General features: G+C 56.9%; 18 protein-coding genes and 1 pseudogene. 13 read left to right on the plus strand and 6 right to left on the minus strand.

Translation table 11 applies throughout. The features are described 5' to 3' along the window. The coding region (locus RSSM_RS13090) for a tetratricopeptide repeat protein (RefSeq protein WP_044302466.1) at positions 1-934 on the minus strand (934 nt) is incomplete at its 3' end. A 158-nt stretch (positions 935-1,092) separates the two neighbouring features. Beyond that, positions 1,093-2,262 carry a DegT/DnrJ/EryC1/StrS family aminotransferase gene (locus RSSM_RS13095; protein WP_008679280.1) on the minus strand — a complete coding sequence of 390 codons (1,170 nt, stop codon included), beginning with the start codon at positions 2,260-2,262 and terminating at the stop codon, positions 1,093-1,095. A gap of 345 nt (positions 2,263-2,607) precedes the next feature. On the opposite strand from RSSM_RS13095, the gene RSSM_RS13100 reads away from it, so the two are divergent. After that, complete coding sequence (locus RSSM_RS13100; protein ID WP_236621126.1) at positions 2,608-6,159, plus strand: mechanosensitive ion channel domain-containing protein; 3,552 nt, start codon at positions 2,608-2,610, stop codon at positions 6,157-6,159. A 76-nt stretch (positions 6,160-6,235) separates the two neighbouring features. Here RSSM_RS13100 and RSSM_RS13105 read toward each other — a convergent pair whose 3' ends face one another. The 3 genes from RSSM_RS13105 to RSSM_RS13120 all read right to left on the minus strand — a co-directional run bounded on the left by RSSM_RS13105 (position 6,236) and on the right by RSSM_RS13120 (position 8,869). Then, on the minus strand, positions 6,236-7,303 hold the full coding sequence (locus RSSM_RS13105; RefSeq protein WP_008679284.1) for a M42 family metallopeptidase: 1,068 nt from the start codon (positions 7,301-7,303) through the stop codon (positions 6,236-6,238). An 84-nt stretch (positions 7,304-7,387) separates the two neighbouring features. Then, complete coding sequence (locus tag RSSM_RS13110; protein WP_008679286.1) at positions 7,388-7,843, minus strand: GNAT family N-acetyltransferase; 456 nt, start codon at positions 7,841-7,843, stop codon at positions 7,388-7,390. 648 nt (positions 7,844-8,491) lie between these two features. Beyond that, on the minus strand, positions 8,492-8,869 hold the full coding sequence (locus RSSM_RS13120) for a hypothetical protein (RefSeq protein WP_008679291.1): 378 nt from the start codon (positions 8,867-8,869) through the stop codon (positions 8,492-8,494). 571 nt (positions 8,870-9,440) lie between these two features. Between RSSM_RS13120 and RSSM_RS13125 the strand changes: the two genes are divergently transcribed. The 5 genes from RSSM_RS13125 (at position 9,441) to RSSM_RS13145 (ending at position 16,457) form a co-directional block, all read left to right on the plus strand. Beyond that, complete coding sequence (locus RSSM_RS13125; RefSeq protein ID WP_008679296.1) at positions 9,441-11,492, plus strand: efflux RND transporter periplasmic adaptor subunit; 2,052 nt, start codon at positions 9,441-9,443, stop codon at positions 11,490-11,492. A 141-nt stretch (positions 11,493-11,633) separates the two neighbouring features. After that, positions 11,634-12,572 carry an efflux RND transporter periplasmic adaptor subunit gene (locus tag RSSM_RS13130; protein ID WP_008679298.1) on the plus strand — a complete coding sequence of 313 codons (939 nt, stop codon included), beginning with the start codon at positions 11,634-11,636 and terminating at the stop codon, positions 12,570-12,572. Positions 12,573-12,637: 65 nt separating this feature from the next. Then, positions 12,638-14,875, plus strand: coding sequence for a peptidase, M50 family (locus RSSM_RS13135; RefSeq protein ID WP_008679300.1), 2,238 nt, complete (start codon positions 12,638-12,640; stop codon positions 14,873-14,875). A gap of 193 nt (positions 14,876-15,068) precedes the next feature. Then, complete coding sequence (locus tag RSSM_RS13140; RefSeq protein ID WP_008679302.1) at positions 15,069-15,470, plus strand: DUF3467 domain-containing protein; 402 nt, start codon at positions 15,069-15,071, stop codon at positions 15,468-15,470. A gap of 90 nt (positions 15,471-15,560) precedes the next feature. Beyond that, positions 15,561-16,457 carry a (5-formylfuran-3-yl)methyl phosphate synthase gene (locus RSSM_RS13145; protein WP_008679304.1) on the plus strand — a complete coding sequence of 299 codons (897 nt, stop codon included), beginning with the start codon at positions 15,561-15,563 and terminating at the stop codon, positions 16,455-16,457. Here RSSM_RS13145 and RSSM_RS13150 read toward each other — a convergent pair. Beyond that, positions 16,399-16,989, minus strand: coding sequence for a pyroglutamyl-peptidase I (locus tag RSSM_RS13150; protein WP_044302468.1), 591 nt, complete (start codon positions 16,987-16,989; stop codon positions 16,399-16,401). The two genes, RSSM_RS13145 and RSSM_RS13150, sit on opposite strands and share 59 nt — an antisense overlap. Positions 16,990-17,378: 389 nt before the next feature. Here RSSM_RS13150 and RSSM_RS13155 point away from each other — a divergent pair, with 389 nt between their 5' ends. The 7 genes and pseudogenes from RSSM_RS13155 to RSSM_RS13190 form a co-directional block, all read left to right on the plus strand. Beyond that, on the plus strand, positions 17,379-17,825 hold the full coding sequence (locus RSSM_RS13155) for a YbjN domain-containing protein (protein ID WP_044302474.1): 447 nt from the start codon (positions 17,379-17,381) through the stop codon (positions 17,823-17,825). 465 nt (positions 17,826-18,290) lie between these two features. After that, on the plus strand, positions 18,291-18,821 hold the full coding sequence (locus tag RSSM_RS13165) for a sigma-70 family RNA polymerase sigma factor (RefSeq protein WP_008679311.1): 531 nt from the start codon (positions 18,291-18,293) through the stop codon (positions 18,819-18,821). Beyond that, entirely contained in the window at positions 18,818-20,170 is a 1,353-nt protein-coding gene (locus tag RSSM_RS13170) for a FecR family protein (RefSeq protein WP_008679312.1), read from the plus strand. Before RSSM_RS13165 ends, RSSM_RS13170 begins: the two co-directional genes overlap by 4 nt. A gap of 160 nt (positions 20,171-20,330) precedes the next feature. Then, on the plus strand, positions 20,331-20,810 hold the full coding sequence (locus RSSM_RS13175; protein WP_236621127.1) for a hypothetical protein: 480 nt from the start codon (positions 20,331-20,333) through the stop codon (positions 20,808-20,810). Positions 20,811-20,994: 184 nt separating this feature from the next. Continuing rightward, positions 20,995-23,667 carry a PSD1 and planctomycete cytochrome C domain-containing protein gene (locus tag RSSM_RS13180; protein ID WP_008679316.1) on the plus strand — a complete coding sequence of 891 codons (2,673 nt, stop codon included), beginning with the start codon at positions 20,995-20,997 and terminating at the stop codon, positions 23,665-23,667. A gap of 162 nt (positions 23,668-23,829) precedes the next feature. Beyond that, positions 23,830-25,209, plus strand: coding sequence for a DUF1501 domain-containing protein (locus RSSM_RS13185; RefSeq protein ID WP_008679318.1), 1,380 nt, complete (start codon positions 23,830-23,832; stop codon positions 25,207-25,209). Positions 25,210-25,268: 59 nt separating this feature from the next. Next, a pseudogene (locus RSSM_RS13190) lies at positions 25,269-26,300 on the plus strand (aryl-sulfate sulfotransferase); the annotation flags it as partial.

Here is a 26,300-nt window from a genome sequence, read left to right on the forward strand (position 1 = left end):
CGCCGCTAGCTGCGTCGCCACAAGCTTGCGAAACGATTTGGCACATCGCGTCGGATCGTGGATGGTTATGAATCAACCGCTCGCGTGTCGATTCGGCATCTTCCTTCCGGCCCAAAGAGGACTCGCAACTCATCTTCAACAGCAGCGCCGATGAGGTGTCTGCGTGGCCCGAATGATGTTCGATGAACTCGTCAACGGCGGCGAGTGCCTGAGCCACATGCTCGGAATTGCCACTCTCGTTTGCGGCCATCACAAGCGTCCAGGCATAGCCCAACCGAGCCGTCGCGATCGACGGATTCGGCTGTTCCGGGTTTGCCAACAGAAATTGCTGCACCGCCAATTGGTATGCGTGCCCCGCGGTCAATTTGTCGTTGGCATTGAGTGCCCCGGAAGCAACCGACAACAGAGATTTACCGACCCGCTGAGCGAGGACCGTATCCGACGTTGATTCTGCGGCCAAACGAAGCCACCGAAACGCATCAGCATCACGTCCCACGACGGTCAAACTGTTCGCCGCGGTCAGCCAAATTGCGGCCGTCTTCGCGGTTGGTATTATGGCGGGGTCGTTGGTGCTCAACTCATTGGCGAGCGCCGCGGCGGTGTGGTAAACCTCGGCGGCTTCGTCGCTGCGTTGATCTTTTTCGCACGCCCTGGCCGTCTGAATCATTGCGGCGAGCATCTTGGGTGACGTCGCGGAAACAACATCGAGTTCGGTTACCGCAGCAACTGCCGCGTCAAGATCGCCGTGTTCAATCCGTTCGATAATCTCCGCGGCGACGGTCGGTGAGTCAGTCGTTTCGTCAGCATGCACGACGGCAGGAACACACACCAAACAGGGCCCCCACACCGACATTCCGACCAGCAACACCGCCCCCCAATTGCCCAACGATGCAGCAAAAGAGGTTCGGCAAATCGCGTGATTCGTTCGCACCATGATTGTTTCTCGCCGAAGAAAGATTGTTCGACCAAGACGATTGCGGTCTGTAGAAACGGTTCCGCCCGGCTCGAAAGAACCGGGCAAAAGGAACGATTGCTGGCGGGCGTTGTCCTGCCAGCGTTTTCATTTTGGATATCGGGAAGTTCGCCTGCGACCTAAGCGGCGACCTTTGCCGATGCCGAGTAGAACGATGCAATCGCATCAATCACACGCAACTGTTCCGCTTCGGTCAACGATGGGAAGACAGGCAGGTTGAGAACCTCTTGGCTCGCACGCTCTGTTTCTGCCAAACCGTTGTGGCGGAATTCCATTCCCTCGAAGCACTCTTGTTGGTGCATTGGAATCGGATAGTAGATTTCCGAACCGATCTTACGCTCGGCGAGGTAGCTACGCAGATCATCACGGCGTCCATCGGCAACGCGAATCGCGTACTGGTTCCAAACGTGGAACGCGTTGGGGTCACGAACCGGCAAAGTGATTTGCCCGTTATCGACCATGCCGTTTTCGGTCAGCAATCGGTCATACCGTGCCGCAACCGTCGAACGACCTTCGATCGCCTCGCCGAGGTGGCGAAGCTTCACTCGCAACACGGCGGCTTGGAACGTATCGAGTCGGCTGTTGATACCGACGACTTTGTGATAGTAACGTGGACGCATGCCATGGCCGGCGAACAAACGCAGGCGATCCGCGAACGCCGCATCGTTGCTGGTCATCATGCCGCCATCGCCCATCCCGCCGAGGTTCTTGGTGGGATAGAAGCTAAAGCAACCGACCGTGCCCCAACTGCCTGCAGGACGAGAGTGGTAAGCGGCACCAATTGCCTGTGCGGCGTCTTCAACAACCGGGATATCATGACCGGATGCGATTTGGCAAATCCGATCGATTTGGGCGCACTGCCCAAATAAGTGGACAGGAATAATCGCTTTGGTCTTGCTCGTGATCAGCGACTCGACCGATGCGGGATCGACGTTGAACGTGTCCGGGCAGATGTCGGCGAAGACCGGCGTCGCGCCCAAACGAGTGACACAACTCACCGAAGCGAAGAACGTAAACGATGGAACAATCACCTCATCGCCAGGCCCGATGTTCAATGCCAACAAAGAAAGCAGCAACGCGTCACTGCCCGACGCACAGCCGACAACGTTGGGAACCTGACAATACCCGGCCAGTTCAGCCTCGAGTTCGGTGACGTCTGGACCGAAAAGGAACCGCCCGCTGTCGAGCACTTCGGTCAGGGCCTCGATGAATTCCTCACGGTGAGGAGCGTTGTCGCGATTAACGTCGAGGAGCGGGACACCGCTGGAGGCTTGGTTTTGTTGGGCCATGAGAGTTATCTTCCATGAATTATGTGAGTGAAAAAACCCGAAATTCCGTTTTCGGCTTGCCCGGGTGGCGTTTAACACCGTGAGCACTCAACTCTCATGTTTACGCCCATGCCCTCCAATGGGTCAAGAGACAAACGATCCGCAGCCCGGATTCCGGCGGAGTCGATGACGTCGATTCAGGCCAAACGCCTCCCATTTCCCGTCGCTCGTCGGGAACGCCATGCGGGCCCGCCCAACGCGCCTTTCCCAGCCCCTAAAACGATTCTTTGCGGATCCGTGTTGACGCAATTTGCCCGGTTTTTCTAGCGTCGGGAGCCTTTCTCCCCACGCACCAGGTGCACCATTTTGCGTACGCTGCAAGCCGTCCGAAGAGTCGTTTTTTTGCTGCCGAGCCTGTTTTTAACGGCTCTGCCTGCGTCAATTTTGCACGCCCAAGAAAACTCGGACCCGGTCGCGCCGCTGACGGAACAATCCATCTCAATCGAGACCGTGGAAGAAGCGATCGCGGACCTCGAAAACCGCAAAGACCTCGACGCTGAACAACGATTGCAGGCGATCGAGAATTATCGCTCGGCAATCAATAACCTGCGTTCCGCAACCAATAACGAAGCCGCCGAACAAACTCTCATCGGGGAAACCGAAACGGTCGCTGCCCGCGTCGAGCAACTCCGCAAAGAACTCGCCGATCGCAAACAGCAAACTCCTGGGCTCAAACCCGGCCTGAGCCTCCAGGAGATGGAGCAACTGCTGCTGCAGTGGGAACTGCAACTGGCGACGTATAAGAAGAATCGCCAAACCGCCGAGTCCGAACAACAAACGCGATCTCAACGGCGCAAAGAGATTCGTGCGTTGATGATCGCCAAAGAACAGCGGATCGCTGACGCGACCTCTCAATTGCAAACGCTTGCCGCCTCCGAAGCGTCGCCGACGTCGAACTCATTCGTCGCCCGATTGCTCACCCGGCGAATGACCTTGGTAAGAGAACTGCCGGCACTCCAGGCCGAGTTGGCGAAATATGATGCCGAAGAATCTGCCGATCTCCTGCGTCTGCGAATCGACTTAGCCAACGCGAACGCGGCACACCTCGAGAAATGCATCGAACTGCTGCAAAAAGAAATCAACATCGCCCGTGAAAAAGCCGCCGAACTGTCGGTCCAGCAAGCACGTTTCGAGGCGATTGCGGCAGCACCTTCCCTGAAGGACTACGCCGAAACCAATCAACAACTCGCAGAGAAAACCAAAGCGATCGCGGAAGCACTCGCTTCGACAGAAAGAGACCAGAAAGCCTCCGCCGATGTCTACGAGTCGTTGGTTCGCCGGTTCAACTCGACGCGTAAGAAAGTCGAAACGGTAGGCTTGACCAGTGCCATCGGCGCTCACCTGCGCAAGCAAAAGCAGGACCTTCCTGATGTGTCGGCGCGAAGGGAAAACGTTGCCCATCGTCAACCGATCATCAACGATGTCCAGTACGAGATTTTTGACTACGAGGATCAGCGTCAAGACGTTGGCAACGCCAAGTCGTTGCTCGCAAAGTTTGAAGCCCCGACGAATCCAGATCCAGACGCCAACCACAACGCGGCGCTCAACCAAGCGTTGCTCGAATCGGCCGCGCAGGAATTGATCCAACGTCGCAGTGAAACCCTCGACAGCTTGATCAAAATCAGCGGCCAGTATTTTGACGAACTGATCGAACTCGATACGACCGATCAACAACTGATCCGCCTGGCCGCCGAATACGAAAACTACATCGACGAACGAGTCCTGTGGATCCGCAGCGGACGCGCGTTGACAAACGAATTCAGCCTCGATGCGTCCGACATGTGGTTGATCAGCCCGCACAAGTGGACGGAAGTCGGCTCCTCATTGCTGTCGGATATGCGTGACCGTTTCTATTTGTATCTTCTGGCACTCGCCCCATGCGCGATCCTGCTGATCCGCGGACGCAAGATGCGCGACCGCATCGGCCGCTTTGGAGAAAACGCGGATCGGGCAAACTGCATGTCAATCTTGCCGACGTTCCAGGCGTGGTTCTTTACGGTCCTTGTATCGTTGGCGTGGCCGGCACTGGCAGCCCTATTGGCATGGCGTCTCCAGCGTTCAGCAGGCGATTCCGAATTTGTCGCGGCGGTCGCTAACGGATTTCTATGCGTTGCGGTAATTTGGATCGCGTTGGAATTGGTACGGCAGGTTTGCCGACCTCGCGGGCTCGGGGAAGCTCACTTTCGGTGGTCTCAACATGCCACCGAATCGATCCGACGCGGCCTACGCTCGCTCACATGGGTCGCGTTGCCATTGATCTTCGTCACCGCGACGTTGTCGATGTGCGAGCAGTCCCACGGGCGTGACTCGGTCGAACGCCTGTTCTTCCTGACCGGGATGTGCGTCACCGCGTACGCCGTGTTCCGACTGCTGACGCCCGGCGGAGTGTTGCGTGAGTACTACTCGTCCGAAGGATCATCATGGAACAACCGAATTAAACATGTGTGGTCCGTTTTGGGCACGTCGGTTCCGTTGTCGCTAGCCGCACTTACCTTCGCTGGCTATTACTACACGGCGGAAGTGCTCTCGTGGCGGCTGTTCGCGACGTTTGGATTTGTCATCTCGTTGCTGATCATGCGATCGCTGTTCTTTCGCATGTTGATGTTGCGTCGACGGTATCTCAGCATCGAACAGTCACGACAACGTGCGTCGGCTTCCGCCGCGGCGTCAACGAGTGACTCCTCGTCTCAGATGGTCGCCGGCATTGTGGCCGAAGATCCGAAAGCAGATATCACCGCGCATAGTCAACAATCACGCCGGCTAATCAATTCAGGCATGATCGCCTGTTCGCTCGTTGGACTGTGGATGATCTGGGTCCAGGTCCTGCCCGCACTAAGCATTCTCGACAACTATCCGCTGTGGACGAAGACCACCGTCGCTAGTGTTGATGGTCCCACGACGGCGATCGCTCCAACGTTGCTTCCCGCGACCGACGACGACACCGCTCCAATCGCCCGCAGCGCATCGCCGCCACGTTTGGCGACCGTCATCACACTGTCGGACCTCGCGTTGGCCCTTCTGATCGCCACCGTCACGTTTGTCCTGTTTCGCAACGGCCCCGGTTTGCTCGAAATGTCCGTGCTGCAACAACTGCCTGTTGACGCTTCGGTTCGATACGCAATCACCACCTTGGTCAGCTACGCGATCGTCTTGATCGGAACCATTGCGTCTTGTTCGACGATCGGGCTGGAATGGTCGCAGATTCAGTGGCTCGCGACGGCGTTGACGTTTGGACTCGCGTTCGGGTTACAGGAGATGTTCGCAAACTTTGTCGCCGGCCTGATCATCCTGCTCGAACGTCCGATTCGAGTGGGTGACGTGGTGACGGTCGACGACGTCAGCGGCGTGGTCTCCAAAATCCGCATCCGCGCGACGTCGATCACCAATTGGGACCGCAAAGAGTATGTCGTTCCCAACAAAGAGTTCATCACCGGACGATTGTTGAACTGGACGTTGTCGGACAAGATCAACCGCGTCCTCGTGAACGTGGGGATCGCTTATGGATCGGACACCGAGCGTGCTCGCGAGATTCTCGAAGCGACCGCGAACGAACACCCGCTCACGTTAGAAGATCCGCCACCGGTCGCAACGTTCGAAGGCTTCGGCGACAGTGCACTGAACATGGTACTGCGTGCTTATTTGCCTTCGCTGGACAACCGCCTGGAGGTGATCCATCAACTTCACACGAACATCAACAACGCGTTCAAGGAAGAGGGGATTGAAATCGCGTTCCCACAGCGTGACCTGCATATCCGCACGCATGCCGGGGCTCTCGGGCTCGCAACTTCGACGACCGGCACCGAGGAATCAACGCCTTCTCCAAAGCTCGACAGCGATCTGTCGAGAGAGGCTGCGTAGACGATCCATGCTCTGACAGATTCGCGGGTGCACCCCGCGAGACATAATCAGAATTATGTGATCAGACCAATGCAAACTAACCTGGAATGAACGAGCATTCCGGGGTGAGGCTCTGTGCAAACAGAGTCAACAAATTCGCAATCGCCTCGATGTCAGCCGTCGAGATGGTTTCGACCGCCGAGTGCATGTACCGGTTGGGAACCGCCACCAGCCCGGTGGCAACACCTGCACCGGAGATTTGCAACACGTTGGAATCGTTCGGCGCCGCCCGCCCCAACGCCGCGAGTTGATACGGAATATCGTTTTCTTCTGCCAACTCGATCAAACGCGCCGCGACTTTTGCGTTGATGTTCGGCCCGCGTACGATCACCGGACCACCGCCCAAACGGATATCGCCTTGCTGCTGTTTGCTGATTGTCGGACAGTCCGACGCATGAGTGACGTCGACTGCGATCGCCACGTCCGGAGAAATCCGTGCCGCCGCCGTCTTTGCACCACGCAGGCCGATCTCTTCTTGAACGGTGGCAACACCGAACAATTGACACTGCAATGGTTTCTCTTTCAGTTCGGTCGCGCTACGACGGACCGTTTCCATTACCGTCCACATGCCGGTTTTGTTGTCCATCCCCGGCCCGCTGACGAAGTCACCCAAGAGCGGGCGATAGTGCAGATCGAGGGTCACCGGGTCTCCTACACGAACCTTCGCGGCGGCCTCTTCCGCATTGGCTGCACCGATGTCGAGCCACATGTCCTGCAGGCGGACGACCTCTTCTCGTTCCTTCGCCGAAAGCAAGTGAATCGGTTTGCGACTGATCACCGCCGACACCGGACCGTTTGCGGTCCAAACCGTCATCGCCTGACCAATCAACTGTTGCGGGTCCCATCCGCCGATGGTTTGAGCGTAGAGAAACCCCTCCTCGTCGATATAAGAAATCAACATCCCGATTTGGTCGCAGTGTCCTGCCAACATCAACCGTGGCGAATCAGCGGGTCCCACGCATGCGGTGAGGTTGCCGTGCACGTCAATCGAGACCTCATCGGTGTGAGGTTGGAGGTACTCCGAGATCAACTTTTGGATCGGCTCCTCGTATCCAGATGGGCTCGGGGTTCGGATGGCTTGCTCAAGGAACTCAAGAGGCTTCATGACAGTGCAATCTTAATCGAGGAAACAAATACAACGGGCGGACGATCCAAACGCATGCCCACAGCGGCGAACCATTTCGTCCTGCTATCGGTCGTCAAAAGGACGTTCTCGGATTTGATAGAACAACGCTTTCTTCTGGTCGGGCAAGGAGAAGTCAAAACCACACGAACGCAGGAAATCCTCCGACGAACTGATCGCGAGAATCTCCATCACGCCGAGCGACCGAGCACGTTCAATGCACTGGCCGACCAACTGTCGCCCGACGCCTAGACGCTGTGCCTCCGGATGAACCGCGAGGCACTGCAGTTCGGCCAACTTCGGTGAATAGATTTCCACCGCGGCAAAGCCGATGCAACGTTCACCCTGCATCGCGACAAAGCCATGACGGGTCAACTCGATAATCTCAGCCTCGCTGCGAGCGAGTAGCAAATGCTGCGAAACGAACGGCCGCATCAACGCGTGAATCGCAGCCGCGTCGGTAGGCAAGGCTTGCCGCAATTCACAGGAAGGTTGGGGCGACGAGGCAGGATCCGATGTCATAGACACTCCGCGGGAAACGTTGTTGTGCAGCGGCAGCCCACGACGGGAGTCTGCCGATCGACACGCGAACCACCGTTTTACCAATTCCGTGGCGGCTAGAGGAGCGGACCATCACGACGGGGCGAACGAAGTAGCCCGTCGCGCCGACGTGACTCGGTTAAGTCGACCATCACGTCCTTTAGCCCTTGATTCCGACGCAGCTCGTTTTTCGGGTAAACGGTAATGGATTTTGCAGAAAATCCCGCTGCATGAGGAGCGTTGGCAACCTGTTGATTGCCAACAAGCCGGTTTTTTGTCACGAAGGGATTCCAAGCCACTAGCCCCAGGTCGCGTTTACGCACCTGGCGAGATCGCTCATACGAAGATCTGACCGCCCCCGAAGGTATTCGCAGCGCAACCGTCTTGACGAATCTGCGACCACCTTCCGGGTCGAAACCAAGCTTTGCTTTCAATTCCGGCGGTGGTCGCTCCGCTCGACCGCTGGCTAATTGCCAACAAGCCTTCAGCGCAAAGAAACTTGTAGGTAACAAACCACGTTCACAATCCCCACTCCCCGAACAGAGAGCTGACATATACGGTTGGATCTTGGTAGCCGGAATCCTGACCAATTCAGTGACAGTGATCAGACAGGTCGAGTTTCAAAACGCCTTATCCCACTCGCCGATTCTTGCGTTGCGGTTTGGCGACGAGATGAACCGGAGGCACGACCGCCCCGCCTCCATGAAACGTGCGTTTACCGTCAATCGTGTGATCGAACACGAACGCTCCCGAGGGGACCCCTTTTCGTGGGCTGACCCGAAGAATCGCAGGATGCCCGCACTGATGACACCGCAGGCGAAAACCGTGCTGGTCGAGTATCGATTGGATCGATGCAGCGAGGGTTCGGTTGTGCTGAAGCGAACCGAGCGACTTCCCCACGAGAACCTGCAATTTCGCTTGCAAAGTCAGACGCATCGAACGCTGGATACGGTTGAGTTCCTGTTCGATGGACGCCAGCAGATGCTCCGCAGGGATCACGTCTGGCATTGGGGTCTCGTGAATGGTTGGGGCCTCGTGGTTAGGCTGCGTTGCGGATGGTTCTTGGATCTCCGCCTGCGTTTCGCTTCTGTCGCCGCTGTCGTTGCGATCTACGGTGCTCTCGGGTTTCGTCGGGCTATCAGGGTTCGCTGATCCCTCCTGCGAGACCGCTCCTTTGTGGGCGGCAGGTCCTTTCTGGACGGCGCGGTGCTTCAGCGGTGCGTTCAAAACAGAACCAGCGGAGGAAGATCGAAAATCGCTGGCCAACAAATTCGCAGCGAAACGCTAGACACCAGGTTATACAAAACGTATAACCAGTCTAGCTCGGTTGTCCGTTTTTTTCTTAAAAGGCGTTTTTTGCTGGTTCTGCGATCGATCTGACCCGAGGCTCCGGCGCAAACGGGGCTTCCGTACAGACCGCCCGTCCGGACCAGACGTTGCGATCGGCAGGTTGCCGCAACAAACCTCAGTTTCGAAATAACTTCCAGTGGCGGGGGGAAGGTGGTTTTAACTACCGTCTTCTCGTAACCCGAAATCTCAGTTTCGTCCGCGTCCTTATCAGCTTCAGATCAACAGGCATATGTCGGTCAACCAACAAACGGTCGAAGAAACCAAGGCTCAGATCCGAGGTCTTGTCAACGAAATCGCTGCGTTGACCAAGAGCGGATCGACGGCTTCGGAGTTCTATCCCGAATTGCTCTCTCGGATCATCACCGCCCTGGCTGCTGCCGGCGGCGCGATCTGGTTGCTCGATGAAGACCGCCAACTGCGTCTTCAGTATCAAATCAACGCCGAACCGTCGATCTTGGCTGACGACACCGACGACGCGGCTCGCCACCGCCGACTGATTCAACGGGCAGCCAACGCCGGCCAGTCCGTGCTCGTTCCACCATACAGCGGCACGACCGACGGCGACGCCGAGGGTAACCCGACGCGTTACCTACTCGTGCTCGGTGCGTTACAGCACGACGGTCAAAAAGACGGCCTGATCGAAATCTTCCAACGCCCCGACACCGCGCCGGAGACACAGAAAGGTTATCTGCGTTTCCTTCAACAGATGTGCGAACTCGCCGCCGAATGGCTGCGCAGCCAGAAGCTGATCAAGCTCGGCGACCGGCAAACTCTTTGGCAGCAGGCGGACTCGTTCGCCCGCGCCGCCCACGAATCGCTCGATTTGAAGGAAACCGCCTACGTCGTCGCCAACGAAGGTCGACGTTTGATCGGATGCGACCGTGTCAGTGTCGCGATCAAGAAAGGGCGCAAGTGCACCGTCGAAGCGATTAGCGGCCAGGACACGATCGAAAACCGATCGAACATTGTCTCCGCTCTGAACGTGTTGGCGACCCGCGTGGTTGCCGCCGGCGAACCGCTGTGGCACGACGGTTCGACCGAAGATTTGCCGCCACAAATCGAGGAAGCCCTCGAAGACTACGTCGACCTTTCCTATGGACGCAACCTGGCGGTTCTCCCGTTGCGTGAACCGCAACGCAAACTCGGACAAGACAAAGAAGTCGGCGCCGCCGGTGAAGTCGACCGCGACGATGCTCACCGCGGCGAAGTCATCGGCGCACTGATCGTCGAACAGATCGAAACGGATCTCCCGGCCGACGTCTTCCGCACTCGATGTGACTTAGTATACGAACACGGCACGCGAGCGATCGCCAACTCTCAGGCACACTCGAATTTGTTTTTGATGCCGGTGTGGAGAGCACTCGGTCGAGCCAGTTGGGTGCTGCGTGCACGAACGTTGCCCAAGACGCTCGGCGTGATCGCATTGATCCTCGGTCTGATCGCCGCGGGCGTTTTTGTCCCAATGGACTTCGACCTCGAAGCCGAGGGAACCCTCAAACCGGAAGCCCGACGAGAAATCTTCGCGGGCATCGACGGCGAAGTCCGCGAAGTCCTCGTTGACCACAACTCAATGGTCACCGTCGGCCAACCGCTCGTACGGATGATCAACCCGGATGTCGAAGTCGAGATCACCGAACTCGAAGGCCAGATCTACACGACCAAAGCAGAATTGCAACGTGTCCGCGGACAGCTAACCAAACGCGATTCACTCAAACGGACCGATCTCCGAGCCCTCGAAGGTGAAGAACTCGAACTCGAAACCAAACTCGAAGCCCAAAACGCCAAACTCGCGCTGAAGAAAAAGCGTGCCGACGACCTCATCGTCCGTTCGCCAATCGAAGGACGCGTCGTTTCTTGGGAAGTCGAGAAACTGCTGCTCAACCGTCCGATCTCGACCGGCCAAGTCTTGATGGAAATCGCCGACCTGAGCAAACCGATGTATCTCGAAATCGAAATGCCTGAAAAACGTGAAGGCCATCTCGACGAATACATCAACGAGAACTCCGTAAAAGAACTCGATGTCACTTACATCCTCGCATCCGACCCTGATCAACCGCTGCCGGCGACTCTGCCGGTTGAGAACATCTCGCTGCGTGCCGAAGCCAGCGAGGAACACGGATCGATCATCAAGATGCGAGTCCTTCCCGACCAAGACGCACTACGCAAACTCTCACCGAGCCCCGGCACGAAACTTACCGCCGACGTCCAAGTCGGGCGGAGAGCCAGCGGGTTTGTACTCCTTCACGAGGTCTACGAGTGGTTTGCCAAGTTCATCTTCTAAGGATGGACTTCCGAGCGAGTGAGCCAACGACTCCCGCTGCAACGGACTGTTTGAAACAAAACACGACGACCAGGCACTCAACCTGACTCGCTCCTCCTCACCGTCTTCTCATCTGCCTTGAATCCTACGCGAACGATCCTCATGCAATTCCATCCGCATCATCGACGAAACGCATCGCTCGTTTTGGTTGCCTTCTTCGCCGTGCTGTCTCTCGCTTCCGCACGCTGCGAAGCCCAATCGTCGTCGCAACTGTTGGCCGCTCCGGGGCAACAGGTGGTAGCCGACAACTGCTCCGTCAAGTACATCCGGAACGTCAACATTCCCGCCGAAGTCGAAGGCAAGCTGGTCGAACTGAACGTCGAAGAAGGGATGCGAATCGTCAAAGGTGACGTCCTCGCCGTCGTCGACGATACCGCCGCGACGCTAGCGTTGGAACTCAAACGAGCCGAAGAAACCGAGGCGATGCTCAACGCCGACAACGACGTAAATCTCAAAGACGCGAGAAACAGCCGTGAACTCGCCGATGCCGAAGCCGAATCCCACAAAAAGCTGTATCAAGAGCAAGCCATCCCGTTCTGGGAAATGAAGAAGAAGGAACTCGAAGCCGTTCGTGCCGCCCTCCGGATCGATTTGGCCGAAATGCAAAAGAAGATCGCGTTGGCTCAGTATGTTGCCAAACGCAACGAGCGAGAGATTGCCGAATACGAAAAAGAACGCCGCCAAATCGTCGCCCCCTTCGACGGCTATGTCGAAACACGCGTCGCCCAAAGCGGTGAATGGGTTCAGCCGGGATCACCGATCGCCACCATCGTTCAACTCGACCGGGTTCGAGTCGAAGGCGTGGTCGATGCCATCGCGTTTTCCGGTCGCGTGCGAGCCGGACTGCCCGTGACGGTTCGCGTCTTCTCGTCGAGCGATCGCGATCGGCCGGTTGTCGTCCAGAGCAAATTGGGTTTCGTTAGCAGCGAGTTGAACCTCCGTCGCCAAGTCCGAATCTGGGTCGATATCGACAACGTCAAAGACCAGAACGGCGCGTGGATCGTTAAACCCGGCATGCAAGCCGAGATCCTGTTCGACTGATTCACCTCTGAACAAACGCCCTTCGCGACCCCACACCTCTTCATCGCCCCACTGACACCTCATCCATGGCCACCCTTGCTGAATCACTGGTTAGCAGTTCGTCACGTGCACTGACGGTGCGCCGACGTCCTGACTTGACCGCGAGTCGGCATCACTATCAGGGTCAGGGCTTTTGGGTGATCAAAGAACCCGTCGGGTTGCAGTACTTCCGTTTTCACGACGAAGAGTACTTCATCCTCAACATGCTCGACGGGCATGTCAGTCTGCAACAAATCAAAGACGGTTTCGAACAACGCTTCGCACCGCAAAAGATCACATTCGGCGACCTGCAACAATTCATCGGCATGCTGCACCGCAGCGGTTTGGTGATCAGCAACTCGCCCGGCCAAGGCAAATCGCTCCGGGAGCGTGGCCGCACGAAAAAGAACAAAGAACTCCTTGGCAAAATGTCCAACGTTTTCGCAGTTCGATTCCGCGGCATCGACCCGGAAAAGATCCTCAACCGATTGCTCCCAATCTTTGGATGGGTGTTCACGGTTCCGGCGTTGATCTTCTTCATCGGTTTGTTGATCGCAGCCTCGTTGCTGCTTGCGACGCAGTACCAAACCGTCTACGCCAAACTGCCAACGTTCCATCAATTCTTCGCCGCCGACCGCTGGATCATCTTGGCGGCGACGATGGCGATCGTGAAGGTCATCCACGAATTCGGTCACGGACTGAGTTGCAAGAAGTTCGGCGGCGAATGCCACGAAATCGGCTTCATGCTACTGGTCTTCACACCGTGTCTGTATTGCAACGTTTCCGACTCATGGATGCTTCCTAACAAATGGAAACGCATCTGGATTGGTGCCGGCGGAATCTACGTCGAGATGATTCTCGCTTCGATTGCCGCGTTCGTGTGGTTCTTCAGCCAACCAGGCACCACCATCAACGACCTGTGCCTGAACATGATGTTCCTTAACGTCATCAGCACGGTGCTCGTCAACGGTAACCCGCTGTTGCGTTTCGATGGTTATTACATCCTGATGGATTACCTCGAAATCCCCAACCTGCGTCAAAAGAGTACCGAGGTCCTCAAACGTTGGTTCCAAGAAACCTGTCTCGGTTTGGAACTTCAAGACGACCCGTTCTTGCCGCAGCGGAATCGATTCATGTTCGGCATGTTCACCGTCGCCAGTGTGATCTATCGCTGGGTGGTGGTGTTCTCGATCGCATGGTTCGTGATGCAGGTTCTCGAACCGTACGGTTTGCAGGCTCTCGGCCGGATGCTCGCCGTCGTCGGCTTCTCCGGACTGATCGCGCAACCAATCATACAAACGTGGAAATTCATCCGCACTCCAGGGAGACTCTCCAAAGTGAAACGTGGCCCACTCCTCACTTCGCTTGCGGTGGTCGGAGCGATCATCGCGGCGGTGTGCTACATCCCGTTGCCTCACCATATCGATGCCGCATTCGAAATCCGGCCGAGTCGTGCCGGTGCGGTCTACGCAGGGACCGTGGGACGTGTCGTCGATACGGTTGCTGTCGGCACTCGCATCGAAAAGGGACAACCCATCGCAGTCCTCGAAAACCCCGAACTGAAAATCCGCCTCGCTGATCTGCAGGGCGAAGAACGGTTCGCGTCGGTGCAACTTTCCAACCTCAAACGTCGAGCCCAGGAAGACGCCGCGATCGTCGCCCAGCTCGAAACCCAAGAGGAAATGCTGCATTCGATCCGTTCGCTGCGTGCCAAAACGCAGGAGGAAATTGATCGCCTGACCATCAAAGCCAAACAAGACGGCTTCGTCCTGCCGCCGCCTGAACGTCCGTCCAACGATCCCGGTGACGGACGACTGCCCGGATGGACCGGAACGCCCTTGCAAGAACGCAACCGGGGTGCCCTCCTGACCGCAGACGACATGATCTGCGAAATCGGGTCACCGGACGCCTTCGAAGCGGTGCTGATCATCGACCAAGGTGACCGTCAACTGGTTCGCGAAAACCAGCTCGTCGACTTGAAGCTCGATTCACTTCGACTGGAAACCTTCCACGGCAGTATTGAGGAAATCTCAAAGAACCCAATGGGCGCCGCGAGCACGTCCATGTCGAGCCAAACCGGCGGTGATTTGCAAACCGAAATCGACCCCAAAACCGGTCAGGTTCGTCCTCGTAGCGTGTCCTACCAAGCCCGAGTGCCGATCGATGCGGCCGACATGATCCTCCGCCCCGGCTATCGCGGCGCGGCAAAAGTTCATGTCGATCCGATGTCTTTAGGACAGCGACTTTGGCGGGTAATCATAAAAACGTTTAACTTTGATTTCTAATAACACAACCACAACCTATCTTTCACAATCCACGCATAGTGAAACACAACAATCCACGAACTGATTGAAAAATCAGTTTTATTGTCCCGCACCTACCGCTTTCGCGTTGCGAGTACGGGGGGGACCTTTAACATGTGGCCCAACGCGAATTCAACTTACCCTTCCCCCTTTCTCACCCTTTGGAGAAAACTTGATGGCAGACGAAAACAGCAACGATTCGGTAGAAGCAGAATCGGCAACCGCGACCGCAACCGCCGAGCCAACTTCCCCCGCAGCGAAGGCTCAAACTCCTCCACAACAACCTGTTCAGGTTCAGGTGGAAGACAAAGATGCACTTGCTACCTACGCTAACTTTTGCCGCGTTACCGGATCGCCTGAAGAGCTGATCATCGACTTCGGCCTTAACCCACAGCCGATCGGTGTGCCAAAAGAAGCGATCCAAGTCAAACAACGCATCATCGTGAACTTCTTCACCGCGAAACGTTTGCTTGCCGCACTTCAAATGTCGGTCGCTCGTCACGAATCGGTCTTCGGTGTTCTCGAAACGGACATCAACAAACGCGTTCGTCCCGGCCTGCAACAACAACAAAAGTAGTTCACGCCAACTACGAGTTCGGCGTCCCATCTTGGGACCGTCGACACGAATCGCTAAACCACTCTGCCTTTCGGGTAGAGTGGTTTTTTCATGCCTGTCCCCGTGTCCCAAAGAGCATGCAAGGTCGCTCCGCTGCATCACGCGGCAGAGCAGCGTGGACCAACCTCACCCGCTGATGTGCGGCGGTTGAGCCCCTATAATTTTCGCATGCCTTCCTCCAACACACTCTCCGCAACACCTCGCCCCAAACTACTCGTCAGCGTGCGCAACATGCACGAAGCGATACAGGTCGCCGACTCGGGTGTCGACGTGATCGACTTCAAAGAGCCAAAGGAAGGAGCCCTCGCTCCGGTCTCACCGAAGATTTGGCACGATGCCGCAGCGGCTCTGTCGCACCACCAACTGTCGGCGGCCCTGGGGGAAAAAGAAGACGCAGCATCGATCGCGCCGGAAATTCCGAGCACGTTCCGATACGCCAAGGTCGGCCCCAGCGGTGTTCGCAGTCGCGACTGTCTGCGAGACCTTTGGGATTCGGTGGAACTGCCTCCCGGTGTGGAGTTGGTTCCTGTCTCTTATGCCGATCACCTTCCCGCCAACTGTCTCGCTCCCGCGGATGTGCTTGAGACCGTGATCACGACCGGACAAAAACGATTGTTGCTTGACACCTTTGTCAAATCCGGCGAATCATTGACCGATCATGTGCCGGTCGAGCAACTCGCTGCATTGGTTCAAACCGCTCACCAGGCCGGAATTTGGCTCGCATTGGCGGGTTCCATTCGGCTTTCTCAGGTCACGCGTTTACACCGCCTCGGCGTGACACCGGACTGTTGGGGCGTGCGTGGCGATATTTGCCGTCCCGCTTTCGGAGAGGGCGTGCGCCGGACCGGAACGATCCACGCGAGGCTCCTGCAGGCTTGGGTCGACGCGTTTAAACCGTCGTGCGACGCTCTGACAACTGCTGGATCAGAATCGCGAGGGCCGCGCTGACCATCGGGGTGCTCATGCTCGGCGAGTCGGAATCATCACGAGCGACCTGCGCGGGAGCCAAGGGCATGTGAATGAACGAAGACGCCGTCCGCATCCCGAACGACTTGATGTAGTGTTGACTGAGGAACAACGCGGCGTTGCAAAGGTACGTCCCGGCATGATGCGAAACCGTGGCGGGAATTCCCGCTTCTCGGATTCGTGATGCCGCCTTATCCAACGGCAGTGGGCTGCGATAGGCGGCAGGAGCCGCGCTGAGAATCTCACTGCCGTCGGTCCGCAGGTTCAGCCCAACGGCTTCCAATCGCAATTGGGACGCCCCCGGAGCCTGGCCGCAGTGCAGTGCGAAATCATAATCCTCCTGCAGATCCGTTCGCAACTTTTCGCTCATCCGACCTAACTCGACCGGGTACCGCCGCGTCACCAATTCAATCGGCCCGTCGTACCAACGAGTTAATTCAATCAACGCCAGCCAACTCGAATTATCCGGCCAGCGGTCATACGGTTCAAATGCGGTCAGGAGAACGCGAGTCACAGGGGCAACTGCCGGTCAAATCGAGTAGAGAGTGATTAGGGAAACACATGAACCCACCCGAAGGAAGGCTCACCCAGGAAGTATAGTTCGCCTGAACAGCAGCGGGCGATCAGGTTCGCCCCGATCATGTTTTTTCAGTACAATCGGGGGAGGCCCGTCGCGAACCCGACCACCCCATTAGCTGTCCCTAGCTGAGTCATGCCTACTCCCCCCAAACCCTCGCACCCCTATTCTACGGACACACCCTTTCCCAGACTTGCCACGCGCTCGGACTGATCTCTCTCCCGCTTCCTCCTCTTTTCCCACGCACGAATCAGATGGGTCTGATCTCGACGCCCTCCGATTCAGCTCTCACCAATTTCAGATCGCTCAGCCCCGGAGTCAACGACATGTCTGCTCTCGTCGATCAACTCAGTGCGTATCTCGACCGCGGTGCCATCGTTTATGACCAAGATGCCGAACGTGGGCTCTTTCGGATGCTGTTCGAAGGCAAGCACGGCGATATTCGGGTCATGATGATCATCGACGAATCCATGCTGCAGGTGTTCACGCATCCGGCAAACAAGATCCCCGAATCGCACCGCCAGCTCATCGCCGAGGCAATCACACGAGCCAACTACGGTCTGAAATTGGGCAATTTCGAAATGGATTTCGAAGACGGCGAACTTCGCTATCAAACCGCCTTGCCGCTCGGGGATTCCTTCCCCGAGGACGATGTGATTGATCACATTTTGTACGTCGGCGGCGCCATGATCGACCGCTACGTCCCCGCCTTTCTATCGATCATCTACGGCAACGAAGACGTAAAACTGGCAATTGCCGCCGCCGAAATGTAGCTCGCCCCGCAGCACTTCCTACGGTGCACGCCAACGACCTGTGTGGCCTCCGGCGGCGAAATTCGGCAACGTTGATCCACGGCCGCGGCAACGAGACCACATTGAACGAATTGTCGTCGAGTACTCATGAAGAAGAATACTTGAATCGGTGCGGGACGTACCGTCACGCGGTTCAACGTAGGCCGGACCAAACGCAGCACCGTTCCGGCAATCGAGAGTGCATCGTCAACACACCATCATCAATGCGGCGCTTCACTGCGGTTCCGTCAGGATAAACGGGCCCACACCTTTTGCCATTTGCCCGAGCATCGTCGCTGCGCTTCTTGATCCGGTCTACTTCACTCAGAGCATACCGATCCCGTTTGCACCAAAATCGGAAAACAATCCTCAGGATTCTGTCACAGTCCGGCCTGCGACTGGAGAATACAGGTAGCAGAACGCACTTTTCATTGCTCTGAGACCCCCATGCTCGAAGAAGATCAACAAGTCCGATTTACGAAGCTTTGGACGGATGCTCAACCGACTGTGAGTCGGTACGTGTCTTCGTTGGTCCGCGACCAATGGGCGGTTCGCGATATCGTGCAAAACACATCGCTCGTCCTGCTAAAGAAATTCCCCGAATACGACGAATCGAGGCCGTTTCTTCCCTGGGCAATCGGATTGGCCAAGTTTGAGGTCTTGAGCCATCATCGCGATACCGCACGCAATCGGTTGATCTGCGACACAGAGTTTGTCGAGCTATACACGCAGAAATGGGCCGAGATAGCGCCGCAATTAGGCGATGAAGCTGCGGCCCTTCGTCACTGTATCGACGAACTGAACGGGCGTCCGCGAACAATCGTCAGCTTGCGTTACGTCGAGGGGCAAACCTCGAATGCAATTGCCAGTGAGCTGGACCTCTCGGCCGCCAACGTGCGAACGATTCTCAAGCGAACTCGCGAGACGTTGCGGCGCTGTATCCGGAAGCAGATTGAGCTGCAGGGAGGTACGGCGTGAAGATCGAAATGGAGAAGCGGATCGAAGAGTGGCTTGAAGGTTCTCTGGACGCTCAGAAGCAGGATGAACTGACGGAGTGGCTGAAGGAACATCCCGATCGCATGCAAGAGTTTGTTGAAGCAAACATTCGCGAGCAGATGTTGCGTGATGCGGCTCAGTCAATGGCCGCGGCCGAGAATGTTCGGGAGCTTGCGACCGCTTCGAAAAACAAGCCGCAACGATCTCGAGTACGGTTTGCGGCATGCGTCGCTGGCATTGCAGCTTGCTTGCTGTTCGCATTCATTGGCGATCGGTATTTCGATGGTCAATCGGAGCAACTCGCTGAAGCCAAGCCGAAAGAGATAGAGCCTTTCTCGTCCGTGGTGCTGGTCCAGGAGGGCGCTAACAACTTGCAAGTCGGTGATCGGCTAAGCAAAGAAACAATCAACATTGATGATGGAATCGTACGACTGGTGTTTGACGACGGTGTCGAAGTCACGTTGCAAGGGCCGGCAAGTTATGAGCTGATCGCTCCAGGAGAAACCCGCTTGCATGCTGGCGTGCTGACCGCAACGGTGCCTGAAGGAGCGGAAGGATTTCAGGTCCATACTCGGTCCGCCCGGGTCGTCGATCTTGGGACGGCATTTGGAATCGAACAGAACGTCGACGGGACATCCTTGGTGTCCGTATTCGACGGTGAAGTGGAAGTCATTGGTCACAACGAAACCGGCAAGCGTCTTCTGTCCCAAGGGCAGGCGATCGAGTTGTCGTCCGACGGTAGTTTGAGCGAAACGGAATTCTCGTCGCAGCAATTTGAAAAACTCTGGCCAGCGGCATCAGGTATCGCTGGATCAACGGGTGCGTTTGAATTTGCTCCCCAATGGCCGCGGATGTTACGGCGAATTGAGAGTGATACGAAGATCTTTGTGCTGCCAGAAGGTTATCCAGAGGAACTGATTCAACCATGCCCGATCGATAGGTCGGCCGACGGTTCGAACGAGTCTGCCATTCCCACAGGACAGCGTGTCCGGTCCTTTCTGCTGCAATTCAACTCCGTGGACTCCGGCCAAAGAGGTCCTGGCAATAATCGACGGAATCGCCGCCGCATCGAGGGAAGCATCACGTTTGACCGACCTGTGCTCGGCCTGATCATCAAGACCGAAACACTGGAGGCAACCGACGAGTTGTTCTCACTTGACCGCGCCCGCGGGCTCTTTGGACGAGGTTTGGAATTAGGCCCTCCCCCCATCGCCGACAGCGTGTCGTTGAGCGAAGACCGCCGCACGCTGACTTTGGATCTGTTTGTCGTCGATCGACTCAGCGACCACGTGCGGGTCATCGTCGACGCGGAACTGAACGCGCACGAGTAGTTCACCAATTCACTAGACCCTGTTTTTTACTGTCGCAACGAAATTGTGAGCGGCAAGGCGTTAGCCGCCGATTTTACTCGCTATTTACCGACGGCTAGCGCCTTGCCGCTCACGAAAGTGGCGCTGTCCAACTAGACCCTGTTTTTTACCGGAGATTGAGATGAGATTTACAAGAATCGCACTGTTGATGTTGGGGACCTTGGCCTTCTGCTCAACCGCCGCGGCCCAATTCGGCGGTGAGAAAGGTCCCGGCGCGGGCGGCTTCGGTGGCGGGCGGGGACCCGGTGGCGGGCGGGGACCCGGAGGCGGTGGAATGGGCGCGGGCGGTGGACCCGGCGGCATGAACCCAGCCGAAATGGCCACGCGATGGATCGAGAAACATGACAAGAACGGTGACGGTGCTCTGAATGCCCGGGAACTTGCAGCAGCTTTCACTGCGATGCGATCCAATCGCGGGCAGGGTGGTCAAGCCGGACAACGTGGCGGCGGAAGACCAGGGATGGGGGCCGGCCAAGGTCAGCAGGGCAAACGACAGTTTGGCGACGGGAAACTAGACGCTCGTTTCCAAGGTCGCGGGCCAGCCGGAGACATAGCCGGCATGGCTGGCGGCGAGAAGCCAAAGCGTCCTGCTGCTGAGTGAGAGTCGTGCTGTTAAAGGAACAGCCTCGTATGCCGTCGGTTTTACCAGTGTCACACAACAATCGTAGTGGATCTTGTTAAAGATCCTTCCTCGATCGGATCTTTAACAAGATCCACTACGGAAATGCGACACTCATATTTCGATTGATTCTTAGCTAAGAATCGAAGTCAAACGGAATCGTGTCATGACGTTCAATCGAATTGCAGTGGCCCTGTTGATGACTGGCCTCGCAACGCAGGCCATCGCGCAAGACCTGTCGCGCGAACAACTGCTGTTCTTCGAGACCAAGATTCGCCCGGTGTTGGTGCGAGAGTGCTACGGTTGCCATTCCAACAAGGCAGGCAACGTTCGCGGCGGGCTTCGTTTGGACACGCGCGAGCTGACCCACATCGGCGGAAGAACCGGGCCGGCCGTTGTGTCGGGGAACCTGGAAGAGAGCTGGCTGTACAACGCGATCACGCATCAGGACTTCGTCATGCCGCCGAAGCGGAAGCTGCCGCAAAGCGTCATCAATGATTTCCGCAAGTGGATTGAGATGGGAGCGCCCGACCCTCGGCAGACCGACGTCGCCGAGATTAGATCGTCGATTTCCAAAGAGGATGTCGAACGTGCGCGGGAGTCGTTCTGGGCTTACAAGAAGCCGACCAGGCCGCAGTCGCCTGCCGTTGACGATGCAGCCTGGCCCCGGACTGACATCGATCGTTTCATACTCGCGAAGTTAGAGCAGGCGGAGCTTCAGCCTGCCAGCGACGCTGAGGCCTACAAGGTTCCTCGTCGTCTCTGCTTCGATTTGATCGGACTACCGCCAACGCCCGAGCAAGTCAACTACTTCACGAAGCAGTGGAAGACCGATCCCGATCATGCGATTGAGTTCGTCGTCGATCGTCTGCTGAAGAAGAAGCAGTTCGGCGAGCGGTGGGGGCGACACTGGCTGGACGTCGTACGTTACGCCGAGTCGACGGGCCACGAATACAACTACACGTACCCTCACGCGTGGCGATATCGCGACTACGTGATTGATTCGTTCAACGCAGACAAACCTTTCAATCGCTTCGTGCAGGAGCAGCTCGCAGGCGACTTGCTGCCGGTCAAGACCGACGAGCAATGGGCTGAAAACTTAACTGCGACGACGTTCCTGGCGATCGGTCCGAAGAACGTCAACGAGCTGAATCGAGCGCTGTTCGAGGCGGACCTGATTGACGAACAGATCGACGCCACCACGCGAGTCTTCCTCGGCCAGTCTGTCGCATGTGCGCGATGCCACGATCACAAGTTCGATGCGATTCCGCAGACCGACTACTACGCACTCGCGGGTGTTTTTCAAAACGCGACGACATACTTCAGCAACCCGCCGTCGGAGTTCGGCCAATTCAGCGGCCTGCAAGCTCGACGCAGCAGCAGCCTGATCATCCTCCCGATCGACGATCCCAGTCCGTACGACACACGATATTCGTCGAAGGAGTTGAATGACTTGAAAAGACAGGCCGCGGAGAAGACGCAAGAGCTCAACCGTCTGCCTCGGACTGGCGTCATGGGCAGCAACGAGGGGCGAGATATCCTGCGGCAGCGTATCCGACTGACCGATGAAATGTCTCGGTTGTCAGCGAAGCTTTCGGTCGTCGGCGAAGATGGCAAACCTCGCAGCTACACGATGGGCGTTCAGGAACAGGGTTCGCCGATGAACGCACAACTGCTTGAGCGCGGTGAGATCGACCAACCGGGACAAACGGTGAAACGCGGTTTCCCACAAGTTCTCTGTTCTACACCGGTGAAGATCAAAGAGCGTTCGAGCGGGCGGTTGGAACTTGCGCGATTCATCGGCAGCGACGACAACCCGCTGACCGCGCGTGTGATGGTCAACCGAATCTGGCAACACATGATCGGGCACGGCATCGTGCGATCGACGGAGGACTTCGGCGTGACCGGCCAATTCCCGAGTCATCCAGAGTTGCTCGATTATCTCGCCGTCCAATTTGTCGAGTCGGGTTGGTCGGTGAAATCACTTGTGAAAGAGATCGCGATGTCGCGTGTCTATCGCATGAATTCGACGTTCAACCAGGACGATCACCAGTACGATTCCGACAATGCACTCATCTGGCGAGCGAATCCTCGGCGGTTGGATGCCGAAGCAATTCGCGATGCGATGTTGAGTGTAAGCGGTCAGTTGGAGTACGAGCGGCCGCGCGGTTCGGAGGTTGCGAAAGCGGGTTACACCCGAGTGCAAGGAGGCTCGCTCGTCAACGCGCGGGTGATGGCCCAAAACGCGACTGGGCAGGCTCGCGGAGGAGGCCGGATGCGGTTCAATGGCCAAGCGGGAGGTCGGTCTCAGTTCGGAGACGGCAATCGACCGGTCCAACGACAGGGACAAGGCGGCTTTCAAAGCCGCTTTCAAGGAAGGCAGTCGTTCGCCGATCAAAGCACAGATCAAAGTCGTGCGAATCAGCTGGATATGGAAGACGCGAAGTTCCGCAGCGTGTACTTGCCAGTCGTGCGTGACGAAGAGCCTCGCTCCTTGGCGGTTTTTGACTTCGCGGATTCCAACGCGATCGTTGGCACACGTGAATCGTCACATACAGCAGATCAATCGCTCTACATGCTGAACAACCGCTTCGTCATCGGGCAGAGCGCGGCGCTCGCGCAGCGAATTACTAACGAAAGTTCCAATACGCGTGAGCAGATCGAACGCGCATTTGTATTGACTTACGGTCGTCCACCCACGTCGGGCGAGTGGTCAGCGGCTTTGACGTTCGTCCACGACTTTGGCGGAACGATATCAACGGCGTCTCGCCAACAAGAAACCTTGCAAGCACTTTGTCAAAGCCTGTTCGCATCCGCCGAGTTCCGTTATGTGGACTAACTGGACAGCTCCGCTGTTGAATCAACACCTGTTTTTTATCGTGGCAACGAAATGTGAGCGGCAAGGCGCTAGCCGCCGGTTTTACTCGCTACTTATCGGCGGCTAGCGCCTTGCCGCTCACGAAAGTGGTACTGCCCAACTAACCTTTTCGCACGACTAGTTATGACCATGTTCTCACGACGACAGATTCTACAAAGCACAGGGGCTGGATTCGGGTATGTTGCGTTTGCAGGCATGAGCACCGCGAAGGCGGCTCAAGAGAAGAGTAGCACGAACCCACTGGCCCCGAAGTCTCCGCACTTCGAACCGCGAGCGAAGCGTGTCATCTTTCTCTGCATGCAAGGCGGGCCATCGCATGTCGACACGTTCGACTACAAACCGCAGTTGACGAAAGATCACGACAAGCGAGGGAAGTACGGCGGTTCACTACTGAAGTCGCCGTGGGAATTTCGACAGCGTGGCGACAGCGGCTTGTGGATTTCCGACCTTTTCCCCAACGTCGCCGATCACGCAGATGACATGACACTGATCCGCTCTATGCAATGTGATCAGCCGGTTCACCCAAACGCGATGACGCAGATGCACACCGGCACCGCGCAATTCATCCGCCCGTCACTGGGTGCCTGGACGCTGTACGGTTTGGGAACGGAGAACGATAGCCTTCCCGGCTTCGTGTCGCTCAGTCCTCCGTCGGGCAGATCCGGCAACTATGGCAGTGCCTTCTTGCCCGCGATCTATGGCGGCGCGAAGATCGGACGCGGCGGCAGGACGGCGAGGTTGGCTCGCGGTGGTTCCGGCGAGAGCGTTCCAGATATCAAGAACCCAACGTTGTCCAAATCCCAACAGCGTACGCAGGTCGATTTTATCCAGGCACTCAATCGCGAGAAGCTTCGACGCGACAAAGTTCAGCCGGGAGTTGAGGGTGTGATCGAGTCGTACGAGTTGGCGTTTCGCATGCAAGACGCGATGCCCGAATTGATGGATACATCGAAGGAGAGTGCGAAGACTCTGGCCATGTACGGAGCAGACGGTGGGCCGACCGAGAACTTCGGCAAGCAATGTCTGCTCGCTCGTCGCTTCGCCGAAGCGGGTGTTCGCTTCATCGAGGTCACGCACGGCAACTGGGATCAGCACTTCAACCTCTCCACCGATCACGCCACGCGCGCCGAAGAGTGCGACAAGCCCATCGCGGGTTTGCTCGAAGACCTGAAGCAACGCGACATGTTGAAAGACACGCTCGTGATCTGGGGCGGAGAGTTTGGCAGAACACCTGACGCGCAGGGCGGAGACGGTCGCAATCATAACAACAAAGGTTACACGACCTGGATGGCAGGCGGCGGCGTGAAAGGCGGCTTCAGCTACGGCGCGACCGACGAACATGGCTACGAATCCGTCGAGAACAAGTGCCACATCCACGACTGGCACGCCACGATCCTGCATCTGTTGGGCCTCGACCACGAACAGCTCACCTACCGCTACGCCGGCCGCGATTTCCGCCTAACGGATGTCCACGGCAACGTAGCCAAAGAAATCATTGCTTAATGAACTGCTTTTGACTGACCTTTCCTATCACTCGTCTACTATTACTCATCGAGATTTTCATGCGAATCACATCGCTTGCCATCGTATTCACGTTGTCCTTCATTGTTGCCGACACCCTTCAGGCACAGCCCGGCGGCGGTCGCCGCCAGGGTCCCGGTAGTCAGGGTCCCGGCGGCCAGGGCGGCGCCTTCGCGACTCGTTTCTTTTCGCAAAACGACAAGAACAACGACGGCACACTCACCGGCGATGAAATCCCGGAACGCATGAGACAGAATTTGCAACGGCTCGACGCGAACAACGACGGCGCGATTCAAAAGTCCGAGCTAGAAAAGATGTTCAGCGGCCGAGGTGAAGGCATGGGCGGAAGAATGGGCGGACGCATGGCTGGTGGCATGGGCGGACGCATGGGAGGCCGGGAACAGAGAAAAGACACAACCGTAGCGGAAGCAGGAGAGAAGGCAATCGAAGTCGAAATCGTTTCCCCTGACAAAGTTTACGACGCTTACCTTTACTGGCATCATGCGGATGAACTTTTTCTTGACAGTGTCAACTATGCCATTCTGGCCGATGCTGAAGGAAAGGTTGTGCATCGCTGGGATACAAATCTTACCGGAGGCGGTCACACTTCGTACCTGCTTGAAACGGGCGGCATTTTGCGTATCGGAAAACGGGATGGATCCGGTATTGGTCCGGTCGCCTCTGCGGACACGATGCAGATCACGGATCGAACTGGCAAAGCAATCTGGCAATTGAATGCCGAGGATCTTGATATCGAGGGAAACAGGATTCTGTTCCACCACGACATGAAAATGCGGCCCAATGGGAACATTTTCGCTCTGATCTACGAGGAATTGAGTGCAGAGGAAGCGGCCGCCGCGGGCTGGACTCCTGAGAATGTTAGGACCTTCTGGTCCGACGGCGTGATGGAGATCAAACCCAACCTGGAAGATGGGGCGCACGAGGTTGTCTGGCAATGGCGATTCATCGACCACATTGTCCAAGATAAAGACCCGGAGGCGCCGAACTACGGTGTGGTGGCTGAGCATCCCCGAAGAATCGATGCGCACTATCCCTCAAACTACGACCCGTCC

The organism is Aporhodopirellula sallentina SM41 (genome assembly GCF_000346505.1).
Taxonomy (GTDB): domain Bacteria; phylum Planctomycetota; class Planctomycetia; order Pirellulales; family Pirellulaceae; genus Rhodopirellula; species Rhodopirellula sallentina.

Bases quoted from the DNA above. Each gene is read 5' to 3' on its own strand.
- RSSM_RS13155 (WP_044302474.1), top strand. From the start codon at position 17,379: ATGTCTGCTCTCGTCGATCAACTCAGTGCGTATCTCGACCGCGGTGCC.
- RSSM_RS13180 (WP_008679316.1), top strand. From the start codon at position 20,995: ATGACGTTCAATCGAATTGCAGTGGCCCTGTTGATGACTGGCCTCGCA.
- RSSM_RS13145 (WP_008679304.1), top strand. From the start codon at position 15,561: ATGCCTGTCCCCGTGTCCCAAAGAGCATGCAAGGTCGCTCCGCTGCAT.
- RSSM_RS13095 (WP_008679280.1), bottom strand. From the start codon at position 2,262: ATGGCCCAACAAAACCAAGCCTCCAGCGGTGTCCCGCTCCTCGACGTT.
- RSSM_RS13110 (WP_008679286.1), bottom strand. From the start codon at position 7,843: ATGACATCGGATCCTGCCTCGTCGCCCCAACCTTCCTGTGAATTGCGG.
- RSSM_RS13125 (WP_008679296.1), top strand. From the start codon at position 9,441: ATGTCGGTCAACCAACAAACGGTCGAAGAAACCAAGGCTCAGATCCGA.
- RSSM_RS13130 (WP_008679298.1), top strand. From the start codon at position 11,634: ATGCAATTCCATCCGCATCATCGACGAAACGCATCGCTCGTTTTGGTT.
- RSSM_RS13185 (WP_008679318.1), top strand. From the start codon at position 23,830: ATGACCATGTTCTCACGACGACAGATTCTACAAAGCACAGGGGCTGGA.
- RSSM_RS13135 (WP_008679300.1), top strand. From the start codon at position 12,638: ATGGCCACCCTTGCTGAATCACTGGTTAGCAGTTCGTCACGTGCACTG.
- RSSM_RS13120 (WP_008679291.1), bottom strand. From the start codon at position 8,869: ATGCCAGACGTGATCCCTGCGGAGCATCTGCTGGCGTCCATCGAACAG.
- RSSM_RS13140 (WP_008679302.1), top strand. From the start codon at position 15,069: ATGGCAGACGAAAACAGCAACGATTCGGTAGAAGCAGAATCGGCAACC.
- RSSM_RS13175 (WP_236621127.1), top strand. From the start codon at position 20,331: ATGAGATTTACAAGAATCGCACTGTTGATGTTGGGGACCTTGGCCTTC.
- RSSM_RS13105 (WP_008679284.1), bottom strand. From the start codon at position 7,303: ATGAAGCCTCTTGAGTTCCTTGAGCAAGCCATCCGAACCCCGAGCCCA.
- RSSM_RS13165 (WP_008679311.1), top strand. From the start codon at position 18,291: ATGCTCGAAGAAGATCAACAAGTCCGATTTACGAAGCTTTGGACGGAT.